Source organism: Palleronia pontilimi (genome assembly GCF_016412875.1).
Taxonomy (GTDB): Bacteria; Pseudomonadota; Alphaproteobacteria; order Rhodobacterales; family Rhodobacteraceae; genus Palleronia; species Palleronia pontilimi.
Window position 1 is genome coordinate 176,086 of record NZ_JAEKPD010000006.1, and the last position, 11,795, is coordinate 187,880.

At 62.7% G+C, this 11,795-nt stretch carries 12 protein-coding genes and 1 pseudogene; 7 read left to right on the plus strand and 6 right to left on the minus strand.

The genetic code is table 11. The features are described 5' to 3' along the window. Window positions 1-275: 275 nt before the first annotated feature. Window positions 276-1,112: an SDR family oxidoreductase gene (locus ILP92_RS07040; RefSeq protein ID WP_438361549.1), complete on the minus strand. Its 837-nt coding sequence runs from the start codon at window positions 1,110-1,112 to the stop codon at window positions 276-278. Between the two features lie 175 nt (window positions 1,113-1,287). Continuing rightward, window positions 1,288-2,199 (minus strand): LysR substrate-binding domain-containing protein, encoded by a 912-nt coding sequence (locus tag ILP92_RS07045; protein WP_198915666.1) that lies wholly within the window; start codon window positions 2,197-2,199, stop codon window positions 1,288-1,290. A 109-nt stretch (window positions 2,200-2,308) separates the two neighbouring features. Here ILP92_RS07045 and ILP92_RS07050 point away from each other — a divergent pair, with 109 nt between their 5' ends. After that, window positions 2,309-2,848, plus strand: coding sequence for a DUF6647 family protein (locus ILP92_RS07050; RefSeq protein ID WP_235971197.1), 540 nt, complete (start codon window positions 2,309-2,311; stop codon window positions 2,846-2,848). Between the two features lie 196 nt (window positions 2,849-3,044). Here the strand turns inward: ILP92_RS07050 and ILP92_RS07055 are convergent, their stop codons facing one another. After that, window positions 3,045-3,935 (minus strand): polysaccharide deacetylase family protein, encoded by an 891-nt coding sequence (locus ILP92_RS07055; RefSeq protein WP_214649973.1) that lies wholly within the window; start codon window positions 3,933-3,935, stop codon window positions 3,045-3,047. Between the two features lie 254 nt (window positions 3,936-4,189). Here ILP92_RS07055 and ILP92_RS07060 point away from each other — a divergent pair, with 254 nt between their 5' ends. The 4 genes from ILP92_RS07060 to ILP92_RS07075 are packed head-to-tail and all read left to right on the plus strand — an operon-like array spanning window position 4,190 to window position 7,913. After that, window positions 4,190-5,188 carry a TRAP transporter substrate-binding protein gene (locus tag ILP92_RS07060; protein ID WP_214649974.1) on the plus strand — a complete coding sequence of 333 codons (999 nt, stop codon included), beginning with the start codon at window positions 4,190-4,192 and terminating at the stop codon, window positions 5,186-5,188. Between the two features lie 28 nt (window positions 5,189-5,216). Beyond that, a complete protein-coding gene (locus ILP92_RS07065) occupies window positions 5,217-5,699 on the plus strand; it encodes a TRAP transporter small permease (RefSeq protein ID WP_198915667.1) in 483 nt (160 codons plus the stop codon). Beyond that, on the plus strand, window positions 5,696-6,976 hold the full coding sequence (locus tag ILP92_RS07070) for a TRAP transporter large permease (RefSeq protein WP_198915668.1): 1,281 nt from the start codon (window positions 5,696-5,698) through the stop codon (window positions 6,974-6,976). The genes ILP92_RS07065 and ILP92_RS07070 overlap by 4 nt, the downstream gene beginning before the upstream one ends. Window positions 6,977-6,986: 10 nt before the next feature. Then, complete coding sequence (locus tag ILP92_RS07075) at window positions 6,987-7,913, plus strand: LysR family transcriptional regulator (protein ID WP_198915669.1); 927 nt, start codon at window positions 6,987-6,989, stop codon at window positions 7,911-7,913. A gap of 552 nt (window positions 7,914-8,465) precedes the next feature. Here ILP92_RS07075 and ILP92_RS07080 read toward each other — a convergent pair. Then, the gene (locus ILP92_RS07080; protein ID WP_198915670.1) at window positions 8,466-9,035 is read right to left on the minus strand and encodes a hypothetical protein; all 570 of its coding nucleotides are present in this window, start codon (window positions 9,033-9,035) and stop codon (window positions 8,466-8,468) included. Window positions 9,036-9,281: 246 nt separating this feature from the next. Between ILP92_RS07080 and ILP92_RS07085 the strand changes: the two genes are divergently transcribed. Beyond that, entirely contained in the window at window positions 9,282-9,518 is a 237-nt protein-coding gene (locus tag ILP92_RS07085; protein ID WP_198915671.1) for a hypothetical protein, read from the plus strand. Between the two features lie 12 nt (window positions 9,519-9,530). Next, window positions 9,531-9,947 (plus strand): annotated as a pseudogene (locus ILP92_RS18950) (DUF8606 domain-containing protein); the annotation flags it as partial. On the opposite strand, the gene ILP92_RS07095 reads toward ILP92_RS18950, so the two are convergent. Beyond that, the gene (locus ILP92_RS07095) at window positions 9,942-10,595 is read right to left on the minus strand and encodes a ribonuclease H family protein (protein ID WP_198915673.1); all 654 of its coding nucleotides are present in this window, start codon (window positions 10,593-10,595) and stop codon (window positions 9,942-9,944) included. The pseudogene ILP92_RS18950 and the gene ILP92_RS07095 sit on opposite strands and share 6 nt — an antisense overlap. A gap of 59 nt (window positions 10,596-10,654) precedes the next feature. Then, on the minus strand, window positions 10,655-11,795 hold a 1,141-nt coding region (locus tag ILP92_RS07100), incomplete at its 5' end, for a reverse transcriptase domain-containing protein (RefSeq protein ID WP_214649975.1).

The following is an 11,795-nucleotide window of genomic DNA, read 5'->3' on the forward strand; positions in this document are numbered from 1 at the left end:
CGACCTGCTGCATCAAGCTTGTCAGTCGCGCACTGCCGACGACTTCCGCACATGCCACATTAATGAGCATTCAATCGCGCGAATGCCTGATGCAAGTGCGAGAAAACGCTGCGGCCAGCAAAACCCATTCGAAGTGCTGCGGCCCGTCGTTGAGCGGATGCGTGCAGCTCAAAACGTCGCGGTCCCGAGCCGAGGATGGTGGTCGGCGGAATGCGTCGCTCTATTCGTCAGCCTCGAAGATCATGCACCCCAGAGAACACCCGACACCTGCTGCCTCAGCCCTCGATCTCGCCAGCTGGTCTGGCGGCCCGGAGCATATCGCCGATCATCTGGCCGAGCTGACCCGATCCGCGCTGATACAGGGCCCCGTCCACCGAGAGGATTTGTCCCGAAATGTATGTCGCAAGGTCCGAGGCCAGGAAGAGACAGGCATTGGCGACATCGTCCTTGGTGCCCAGGCGCCCCAGTGGAATATTGCGGCGCACCATCTCCAGGGCATCCTGCGTCGGCGCCAGTCGCCGCGCGCCTTCCGTGTCCTCGATATAGCCCGGCACGACCGAGTTGATGCGGATGCCTTCCGGCGACCATTCAAGCGACAGGCTCCGGGTGATCATGTCGACGCCCGCTTTCGCCGCGCAGACATGCGCCTGGCCTTCGTAGGGAAGAAACGCCTGCGGGGCAGAGATGTTGATGATGCTGCCGCCCGGTCGCGACATGAAAGGATACGCGGCCTTCAGGACGTGGATCGTGCCCATGAGGTCGATATCCACGACCGTCTTGAACGCATTCACCGACATGTCGGCGGCCAAGGCGGGGAAGTTTCCCGCCGCCCCGGACACGAGCACATCGATCGTTCCGAGCTCTGCCGCGAACCATGCCAGGCCATCCGAGACCAGGGCCGGATCCCGCACGTCGAAGGCGCGACCGATCGCCTTTGCCGCGCCCGCTTCCTGAAGGGCGACGATCGTGTCGTCCACCTTGGCCTGGGACCGGCTGGCGACCGCCACCGCGGCGCCCGCGCGGGCGAAGCTTTCCGCGATCCCGCGGTTGATGCCGCTCGTCCCGCCGACCACGACGACGGTCTTGCCGCTGAAATCCAGTTTGACGTTCACCTTCAGCCCTCCGCCCCATCCAAGACGCCGAAGCCTAGCCGACCGGGCGCTCTTTGGGATAGCCGGAATCGATCATCGACACCGGCCCATAGCTGCGATCCGTGAGCCGAGGTGATGCCGCCGTTCGCCGCGACTGCGCGTTCGGAATTGCGCCGTCGGGCGACTTCTTTAGCCGTCACTCCGCGGCTTGGGACAGTTGCTCTGGCGTGACCTCGTCGGCCTCGGCTTCCGAGCGCAACCAGTGTCGGAATGCGGCGATCCGCGCGTCGTCCGCACGGGCTTCCGGACAGGCGATCGCGTAGATCGCCATGGGCCGCGTCGTCACGTCGAAAAGGCGCTGCAATCGGCCCGAAGCGATCGTGCCGCGCACCACCGCATCGTAGGCCAGCGACACGCCCTGATGCTGCTCGACCATGGTCGTCGCAAGCTCGCAATTGGGGTAAGTCGGCCCGGGCGGCAGGTCCGCACCGGCAAGGCCCGCCCCGGCGAACCAGTCGGCCCAGGCATCGTCCGTCTCATCGTAGAAAAGCGTGAGGCGCAGCAGATCCTTCGGGTGCCGCACGTCTTCGCGCGCCCGCAACGCCGGAGAGATCACCGGATACCGGGCCGAGGCCATCAGCGGCTCGACCAGCAAGCCGGGCGTCGGGCGGTCGGACCATTGGATGACGATATCGGCGTCGTTCGTGGCGAAATCAAGCGAGGGGGCGCCGTTCGAGACCCGCAGCCGGATGTCGCGGGCGAAGTCGAGCTTGGGCAAGCGCGGCACCAGCCAGCGCGCGGCAAAGCCGGGCGTCGAGAGAACGCGCAAGACGCGCGGCGCCGCGCGCACGCGTTCGGTTTCTTCGGTGAAGGCGTCCAGCAGGTAGGTCAGCTTTCCGGCGTAAGCCTCGCCCGTGAGGGTCAGCGCGATCCGGTTGCCCGAACGCTCGAAGAGCTGGGTGTCAAGGAACCCCTCGAGCGCCTTGATCTGGTGGCTGACGGCCGATGGCGTCAGGCAAAGCTCGCCCGCCGCGGCCTTGACCGACAGGTGCCGCGCTGTGGCCTCGAAGGCGCGGACGGCTGCGAAGGGGGGAAGCTTGCGTCCCATCTATCTGCCTGAACTGAGCTCACGCGAGCCTGAAAAGCGATCGTTCGGTGCCGTAACGGAAACAGCGTAGCATCAGGATACCAAATCTCAAAATCACGCAGCGGAGGGAATGATGTACCGCTCCCGTCTAGCCGTGGCACTCGCCACGGCCCTGATAGCCCTTTGCCCGACACTTGCGCATGCCGAGAGCGCATCGCGACTGCCGGCGCCCGGATGGCAACACGCCGACAGCATGGTCACGCTCGTCTCATCGCTCGACGACTGGCTCGATGCGCGGACGGATTGGCCACGCCGTGACGCGGTCCCGCGCGTTCGCCTTGTCAGCGAGTGGCAGGCGGCGGCGCGGCAGGGTCTGACGGCAAGTTTCCAGCGCGGTCGTCTTCGGGGTCTTTACGATCCGGACCTGTCCGAGATCCTGTTGGTGCAGCCTTGGGACCCGCGCAATCCGGTGGATGTGGCCGTGTTGCTGCACGAACTTACCCATCACCGGCAGGCGCCGCATCACTGGTATTGCCCCGCCGCGCAGGAGCTTTCGGCCTACCGGCTGCAGGAAAGGTGGCTATCGGAAAAAGGCCTTGCACTTGACGTGAACTGGATGGCCGTCGTGCTCGATGCCGGGTGCAGCCCCCGCGATATTCACCCGGAGTGATCGGTCGGATGACGCGGCGTCCGAGACGCAATGCCGTGGTTTCATCTTCGGCGATCTTTGCAGAAGCGCCTTGAGATAGACCCGTGGCCATTGGCCTGCTTGCTCACCTCGAAAGGGCCCGCTGCACGAACCGGCGCCGCTTCGCACCAAGTCTGACTGATCGCTCTGTGATGGACGCCGCGGGGCTCAAGTCCCCTCAAGCGGTCGCCCGGAAAGAGCCTTTGATCGCCGCGGCGCAATGGTCGGCGATGGCCGCCCGGGTGGTGACCCAGAGGTCATCGGCCTGCCCGCAGATCCCGGCGATCTCGTCGATCGCCCAGGCTGCCGCGGGTCGGCCGTAGCAATGTCCATGGGCGAAGATGTCCAAGATGATCGTTTCTTCGGGCTGTTGTCGAAGTCCCGCCAGGGCTTCGGCGAACAGCTCCACGAACTGGCCCGGCGTGCGCCCGAAGCGCATGGAATGCGGCAAATCGTTGAACTCGACCGACATGGGGATCGCCAGGATCTCTCCCTCCGGGAAGACCTGGACATAAGGCAGGTCCTGGTCCAGCGCGTCGCCGTGCCACGTATATCCCGCTTTCACGAGCCGCCTTTGGTTTTCCGTCGAGGACGTGACGCGCGGGCTGATCCAGCCCATGGGGCGCGCGCCGGTCGATGCTTCGATCAGCCTGGTGGTCGCGGCGATCGAAGCGTCGTCCTCTACGGCCGAAAGGGTCGGCGCGACCATGTCCTGCGCGTAGCCGTGGGCCACCACGTCGTGCCCGGCTTCGGCGACGGCTTTCAGGTGGTCGGGGTGATGCTCCGCGACCTTGCCGGAGGTAAGGACGCTCGCCGACAGGCCGTGGCGGTCGAGGATGCCAAGCAGGCGGCGGCTTCCGGCTTCGGCGTTGTAGCGGCCGTAGGAGTCCGCGTTCGGATCGAAGATGCCGTCGCCCAGCAGGTTGCCCATCGGCCCCACCCCGGACGTCGCGCCATCCGACCACATTTCGTAGGCCACGTTGAAGACGACCGCGATGCGGCGCCCGCCCGGCCAGACAAGCCCGCCCGGAAGCTGACGTCGTTCCGGGGTGATGCCTTCCATGTGCATGACGCGTATCCTTCGGCTGCCGTTGAGGTCTGATCGGTGTCCCGGTTCGACCCCTTGGTAGCGTCCTCCTGCACGTGGCGGAACTGCATTATCCGCACCTTCGGATGCACCGGATTCAGGCCGCAAGCTGCACGCCCTGCATCTGGTGCTGCCTTTTATGCACTATCTGCACGTTTTGGGACCGGCTATGACTCAGGGCAGTCGGCCCCTGCGGACACATTGCACGCCAGGGGCATTCCAAGGGAGGAAGACCAATGAAACACAATTCCGTTCGCAGGTTCGCGCTTGTCGCGGCCGCCACCATGTCGGTGGCCGGTGCGGCCAGTGCCGCAGAATTCGAGTTCAAGCTCGCCTGGCTGACCGCCGATAGCCCGACCGATCCCTATGCGATCGCCGCGCATGCGTTCAAGGACGAGATCGAGGCGGCCCTGCCGGACCGAGTCGAGGTGTCGCTGTTTCCCAACCGTCAGCTGGGCGACGACAAGGAGATCCTGGAAGGGCTGCAATTCGGAACCATAGACCTTGGCATCATCACCAACGCCGTCGTCGCCAACCTGGAGCCGACCTACCAGCTTCTGGACCTGCCGTTCCTGTTCGGCGATGCCGGACAGGCGCACCAGGTCCTGGACGGCCCCGTCGGCCAGCAGCTAGCCGAAAACCTGCGCCAGCACGGCGTCGTGTCGCTGGGCGCGGCCGAAGGCGGCTTTCGCAACATGATCAACAACACCCGGCCCGTGCGGACGCCCGAAGATGTCGAAGGCGTGAAGTATCGCACGATGCAGAATCCCGTCTTCATCGAGATGTTCTCGTCGCTGGGCGGCAGCCCGATCCCTATGGCCTGGGGCGAGGTCTTCACCGCGATGCAGCAGGGCACGGTCGACGGGCTCGAGATCCCGGCGTCGGTGGTCAATTCCAACAACTACGCCGATGTCACGAAGTATCTCAGCTTCACCCGCCATACCTACTCGGCCATTCACCTGCTGATGTCCGAGCGCGCGTTCCAGGGCCTGCCCGACGACGTGCAGCAGGCCGTGGTCGATGCTGGCGAGGCCGCCATCGAAGCGCAGCGCGACGCCGTAGCCGCCGCCGAGGCCGAGGTGATCCAGGCGCTGACCGACAAGGGGATGGAGATCAACGATATCGAGGATGTGGGCGCCTTCCGCGCCCGGGTCGGGCCGGTCTACGAGCGGTTCGAGCCGTCGATCGGCAGCGACCTGCTGAACGAAGCGCTCGCCGCCGTCGCGGCCGAGTAAGAGCCGACCGGTGCATCGTATCCCTTCGATGATTTCGACCACGAGCCGCGTGATTTCGCGGCTCGTGGCATCGATCTGCATCGCGATCATCTACGTCATGCTGGCTTTGCTCGTCACGCAGGTCCTGATGCGCTATTTCGTGGGCGCGCCGCCGAGCTGGACCGAGGAGCTGGCGATCATCCTTTTCGCCTGGCTGGTCCTGCTCTATGCCACGGTCGGACTGCGCGAGGGCTTCCACGTCGCCATCGAGACGATCCCGGCGGGCTGGCCGCGCCTGCAGATCTGGGCCGACCGCTGGGTCGCAGCCCTCGCCTGCCTGTTCGGCTGGGTCACCCTGACGGCGGGCATCGCGTATGTCGGGCGCACCTCGGGACAAAAGACGGCCGCCCTGCAGGTCCCCATCGAGGTGCTTTATCTTTCGGTGCCGGTCTGCGGCGCCCTGTTCATCCTGCACGCCGTGGCGCGGATGATCGCACCGCAGGACGAACGGGCGAAGGCCGAAGCGGCATGAGCATGACGGTTCTGGCCCTGGCGGTCGGTCTGCCGACGATGCTGGTGATGCGGGTCCCCTTGGCCCTGGCGATCGGGATCGCGACCATCCTGGCGCTCTGGACCGCGGATATCGACATGATGATCTTCGCGCAGCGCATGGTGTCCGGCACGCAATCCTTCAGCCTGCTGGCGATCCCGTTCTTCATCCTGGCGGGGGACTTGATGACGGCGGGCGGGATCTCGCGCCGCTTGGTGGCTTTCGCGGATGTGCTCGTGCGCCACCGCACCGGCGGGCTGGGCATGGTCGCCGTGCTGGCGGCGGCCTTCTTCGCCGCGCTGTCCGGCTCCGCCCCCGCGACCACCGCCGCCATCGGCGCGATCATGATCCCCGAGATGGAAAAGCGCGGCTATTCCCGCCCCTTCGCCACCGCCCTTGCCGTCGCGGGCGGCATCATAGGGCCGATGCTTCCGCCTTCGATCCCGATGGTGGTTTGGGGGGTGATGTCCGAAACCTCGATCAGCGAGCTCTTCCTTGCGGGGATCATTCCCGGCCTTTTGCTCGCGGTCGGACTCATGGGCCTGTGCTGGCTTCACGCGCGCCGACACGGCATCGCCCCGCAGCCCAAGGCCAGTCGCGCCGAAGTCTGGGACGCGTTCAACGCCGCGAAATGGGCGCTTTGCGGGCCTGTCGTGGTGCTCGGCGGGATCTATGGCGGCATCGTCACGCCGACCGAGGCCGCCATCGTCGCCGCGGTCTTCGCCCTCATCCTCGGCTTCGGCATCTACCGCGAGCTGACCTTCGCCACGATCGGCCCCGTGACGCGCAATTCGCTGAAGACGATGACGATCGTGATGTTCATCATTGCGCTGGCGAACGGCTTCGGCTGGGTCATGGCCTTTCAGCAGATCCCCGGGCGGGTCACCGATGCCCTCGCGGGCCTGTCGGATATGCCGACGCTCTACCTTCTGGTCCTGAACGCGACGCTGCTCTTCATCGGGTGCATCATGGACAACCTGGCGGCGATGATCATCCTCGCCTCGTTCCTAGTCCCGATCGGCGAGCAGCTGGGAATGGACCCGGTGCAGTTCGGCGCCATGATAGCGATCAACTTCACCATCGGCATGGCGACACCGCCCTTCGGCTACACGATCTTCGTCGGCGCTGCGATCAGCGGGCTCAGGATCGGGCAGATCGCGCGCCCGCTGCTCCCGATGCTCGGGGTCATGATCGCCGTGCTGTTGCTGGTGGCCTTCGTCCCGGCGGTGACGCTGAGCATCGTCGCGTGGTTCCGGTGACGGTGGCCGCATGGTGAACCTGCGCAATTTCGACCTGAACCTGCTGGTGATCTTTCGCGCGATCCTGAACCGCGGCTCGATCGCCGGTGCGGCCGAAGAGGTCGGCCTGTCGCCGTCGGCCGTCAGCCACGCGCTCAGCCGCTTGCGGATCATGCTGAACGACGAGCTGTTCTTCCGCACCGCCGACGGCGTGCAGCCAACGGACCGGGCCCGGGAGTTGAGCGCCGATATCGAGCGTGGCCTGGGCTTCATCTCGACGGCCATATCGCAGCAGCACCAGTTCGAGCCGGGCAAGGCCAGGCGCACCTTCACGATCCAGGTGGCGGATTACGTCTCGGGCTTTCTTCTGCCCCGGCTCGCGCGGCGACTGGAAAAAGAGGCGCCGGGCGTCTCCATCGACATCCTGCCCTTCACGATCTCGACCGAAAGTGTCTGGGACCGCGTGGATATGCAGGTGCGCCTGACCCCCGGCCGCCTTCAGCCCGAAATGGTCCGCAGCAAAAGGCTCGCCGTGGACGAGGTCGTCGTGCTCATGCGCGAGGACCACCCCCGTGCAGGCGACCCCATGACGGCAGAGCTCTACGCGGCCCTGCCCCATGTGAAGCTGTCGCAATCGGCCACGGGGACGACGGTGATCGAGGACGTGCTGTCGGCGCGCGGCTTGCGCCGTGATCTGCAAATGACGGTGGCCAGCTGGTTCGACATCCCGGACATCGTGGCAAACTCCGATCTGATCGCCATCGCGCCATCGCGGTTGCTCGACCTCGATCCCCGGCTCGCCACCCTCAAATGGGCACCGCTTCCGCTCGACGAGGTCGTGTTTTCCTTCGATTTGTGCTGGGATCTCAGGACCGAACGGGAACCGGGCCAGAAGTGGTTGCGCGAGCTGATCCTGACATTGTTCGAAGAAGACCAGTCGGTTCACATGCCGAGATAGTCCTCCATTCGGTCGACTGGCGAAGGGATCCGCTTTGCAGACGACGCTGCGGACTCAATCGGGCGACCCCTTTCGAACGCCCCGAATGAGATCACGCCTTCGGCAGATTTCTTCTTTGCATCCGAACACCGGCCCAATTCTCTTCAGCAGCACCGACGACCACGCACTTTCCCTTCAACGTTCTCTCGACAAGGTCAAAATAATGAACGGCAGGAACCTCGGGAAATCGGATCGCTAAGCCCAATTGACCTCATTTCAATGAAGACCCGCGGCTTCAGCCAAGCCGCTGGCCATTAATCGGTAGCCGCGAGAAATGTAAGTGCAAGCGATTGTTGGCCACTTCCCGCCCCCGAGCGCCATATAACCCATTGATTTATAACAACCCCAAAGATTGAGCGGCTCGCCGTTTTGGCCACTATGATAGCGAATGTTAGCCACTCTCTCCGCGCCAACCCAATATTTTCGATTTTTCGACAAAGCAAAACAAAAGGGCCGCCCCGGAGGGCGGCCCTTTTTTGCGCATCTGGTGAATTACGATCTGTGGTCCAAGGATCAGGCGGGGAGAACCTTGGCGACATCCGAGACTTGGTAGATTTCGACACCGATATCGCTCCACGGCACTGCTGGCTTCACGCCAATCTTCTTCAGCGAGCCCCGGTGGTCTTTGACCCCAGTTCCATGCTTGTCAGCTGCATGAGCCAAGGTGGTGAACCGCGCCCCGAACGCTGCGACACTCTCCGGCAGGAAGCGGGCGATCGTGAAATCGGAACCGACACCCGTCACCATGTAGGGGGTCAACGATACCTCGTCGCACGGCCGGCCGACGAGTTCCCATCCCGCATCCTTGTTCAGTTTGAGGGCAGCGAAGGCCTCTGATGCTGTCATCCCGATAAGGGTCGTGCTGGCGACCTTTTTCACCTCGGCCGGGCAGACCCTTAGACCTTCGAGACCAGAAATTCCGTCGATGCGAACTACGTGCTGAAGAAACCCGCCAGCGATCAGTTGCACGACGCAGGCACCGGGGATCTTTGCCTTCTCCGCAGCTTTCGAAATCTTCACCAGGCCAGAAGTCGCGTCCTTCAACGTAGAGTTCGCGTCAAGCAACCGGGTCAGCGCCTCCATTTCATCCCCGTCCGCCCCCTTCTGAAGCTTGCCGTTGATACCCGGAGTTCCTTAGTAGACCGGCGTCAGAACCCGTTCGTTGCACAACTGCTCGACCATGGGTCTGGTGCAATTCAGGACCTCGGGTAACTGGGACATCTTAACGATCCGCCTTACGCGCGCAGCCGCGGCCCGTCCGAGGTCCACCGGGATGGCGAAGTGGGCGCCCGCGTCCTGCGGAACGATACCTGACCCGATCAGCATGCTATGCAGGCGACGGGAATCGTCATCGTTGCGGCAACCTTGGATGCCAGCAGCGAACGCATCGTCAACTACCTCAACGATCGCGGCCTCGCCATCAACGTCCTGTTTTTCCAAGTATTCGATCATGGCGAAAGCCAACTCTTGAGTCGCGCCTGGTTGATCGACCCTGGCGACGTTCAAGTTCAAGCGGCGAGCACCGGCAGGCGCGGTGAGAAAGAACCGTGGAACGGCGAATTCTAAGTCAGTTTTGGCGAAAGCGCCTCGCGTAGCTGGGACGAGGCCGTGCGATACGGCTTTGTCTCTGGCGGTGGCGGGACATGGTATAGCAACTCACTCCGCATGCTCAGCGAGGGAGATAGGATCTGGGCGGAAATCCCCGGGAAAGGCTTTGTCGGAGTTGGACGGGTCAAGGGGAGCCGTGTGCCTGCGAAGGACTTTATCATCGACGACCGACCAGCTCTTGAGGTCCTTCAAGCTGCCTATCATCGGGAGTTCGCCCAAGATCCCGAAAAAGCGGAATATTTTGTTCCAGTCGAGTGGGATCGCACCGTGACAGAGGATAAGGCGGTTCAAGAGGTGGGGATGTTCGGGAATCAGAATACGGTATGCAAGCCGGTTACTCCGGCGTGGCGCACCACGGTAGAAAGACTAAAGTTAGTGTTTCTATGAACTTACGTCATCGGCCGTAGCTGGCACCAAGTCCAATTCAGCCATCATATGCGCCTGCTCGGCATACCGTCCGGCGACCCTGTCAGCCCGCTCATTGTATTGATCGCCCGCATGGCCTTTCACCCACTGAACGCGAACGCTGCGCTTCGAAACCTCGACCTCGAAGAGCTTCCACAGGTCACTGTTCCGTTTAATTGTCTTCCCCTTGTTCACCGCATCATGGACGTATTGACTGTCGGTCCTCACTATCACCGACGCACCGACAGCCGTGTGGCGTAGGGCCTCGATAACAGCTTGCAGTTCCATGCGATTGTTGGTCGTAGAACGTTCATATCCTCCAAACTCCTCGTTCGTCTCATGGATGATGAATGCCCAGCCACCCGGGTGACGCTCTTTTTTGCGCTGCCGTCGTCCTGCATAAAGAGCCCCGTCCGTCGAGATGGTAGTGGTGGCTTTAGACGCCCGGAACAAGCCGGCAGGACCAAGCCGAAATGGCACGTCATCGAGCGCACGCCGCTCAATGTCGGTCAACAGGCCGACGCCGCCCATACGGCGCCTCGACTTACGATCGGCCGTCTCCATCCGTCGAGCAAACCATGACCGAAAATGCTCGAGTTTTTCATCGACCTTGATGTCGAGACCGTCCATGGTTTCAACGCTTGTCGTTTATGAGAACGACTCGCCCCACCCACGTAGAACTCGGTCGACTAAGGCGAGGCTCTGAGCGTAGCGCTGGCGAGCTGCAAAACTATTTCCGGCCTTCCGCACCTCCTCGATTGCCCTCCTACCAGCAGACAGATGGCCGTCCACGGTCTCCAGAATTCCTTTGCGCGCTCGACGCGACGGCTGCCAGAGCCCCGGCCGACAATTGTAGCCGAGGAAATCGAACCCATCGGCGACTCGGCCATACTGAGCTTTTTCGGCGGAGACTGACGCCGCGAAAGGGTCATGACATCGCATTCCATGCTCGGCGAGATACTTCCGAGCGCTGTGGAATGCCTTCGGACCTTCGCTTCAGACGGTCCAAGCAAAACGAAATCATCAATGAAGCGTGCACATAGAATGCCGCGATCATTGAACTTTTGATCGAATGGCTGAAGGAGAATGTTCCCAAAGAGTGGTGACAAGGGTGACCCTTGGGCTACACCCTCGCTATCTGTTGGGAATATGGATCGATCCTCTCCCAGAACCTCCTCGTTTCCGAGCGTTACCGTGGTGGCGTCATCCAACAAGTTCAAGAAACGCTCATCGTCAACGTCACGAGCGATACGTTCAAGAACTACCTTGCGAGGGATTCCATCGAAGAACCCGGAGATGTCCGAGCGCACGAAGAATGTATGATCACTTTTGAACGCATCACTCAGAAATTTCAGAGCGTGCGGGACTGAACGATCTGGAACGCCGCCAAAGCTGCTCTGCTGACGTCCTGCTTCGCGCGCGATCTCAGCCTTTTCCTGTAGGGTATCGAGCAGCGCCCGTTCAACAATCCGGTTGTGGACAGATGCCATGACGATGCCGCGCTTGCCGCCGCTGCTTTTCGACTTCAGGACACCTTTCTGCGGGTCGAATTCAAACGTTCCCTCACGAAGGCGTCTCTGAATCCTCAATATGTCCCTGTTTGCAGTGCGCTCGAAGTCCTCGATCGCACTGCGGGTTTCTTCAGCTTTTGATCGGGCTCCGTTCGCGCGAATCTTGCGCCAAGCCTTATGGAGCGACTCTTGTTTGCGGCAGAGTTCGAACAATTTCCCCATGAGCGCTCGTTCTCTCTGGCGGACGCATCGGTAAGCCTCGTCCTGCCTCTGAAGTTGCCTGTCGCTTCCACGGACCGCTTCCGGCATCGCTGGGATG

Bases quoted from the DNA above. Each gene is read 5' to 3' on its own strand.
- ILP92_RS07080 (WP_198915670.1), bottom strand. From the start codon at position 9,035: ATGGAGGCGCTGACCCGGTTGCTTGACGCGAACTCTACGTTGAAGGAC.
- ILP92_RS07065 (WP_198915667.1), top strand. From the start codon at position 5,217: ATGATTTCGACCACGAGCCGCGTGATTTCGCGGCTCGTGGCATCGATC.
- ILP92_RS07055 (WP_214649973.1), bottom strand. From the start codon at position 3,935: ATGCACATGGAAGGCATCACCCCGGAACGACGTCAGCTTCCGGGCGGG.
- ILP92_RS07075 (WP_198915669.1), top strand. From the start codon at position 6,987: ATGGTGAACCTGCGCAATTTCGACCTGAACCTGCTGGTGATCTTTCGC.
- ILP92_RS07045 (WP_198915666.1), bottom strand. From the start codon at position 2,199: ATGGGACGCAAGCTTCCCCCCTTCGCAGCCGTCCGCGCCTTCGAGGCC.
- ILP92_RS07060 (WP_214649974.1), top strand. From the start codon at position 4,190: ATGAAACACAATTCCGTTCGCAGGTTCGCGCTTGTCGCGGCCGCCACC.
- ILP92_RS07095 (WP_198915673.1), bottom strand. From the start codon at position 10,595: ATGGACGGTCTCGACATCAAGGTCGATGAAAAACTCGAGCATTTTCGG.
- ILP92_RS07085 (WP_198915671.1), top strand. From the start codon at position 9,282: ATGCAGGCGACGGGAATCGTCATCGTTGCGGCAACCTTGGATGCCAGC.
- ILP92_RS07050 (WP_235971197.1), top strand. From the start codon at position 2,309: ATGATGTACCGCTCCCGTCTAGCCGTGGCACTCGCCACGGCCCTGATA.
- ILP92_RS07070 (WP_198915668.1), top strand. From the start codon at position 5,696: ATGAGCATGACGGTTCTGGCCCTGGCGGTCGGTCTGCCGACGATGCTG.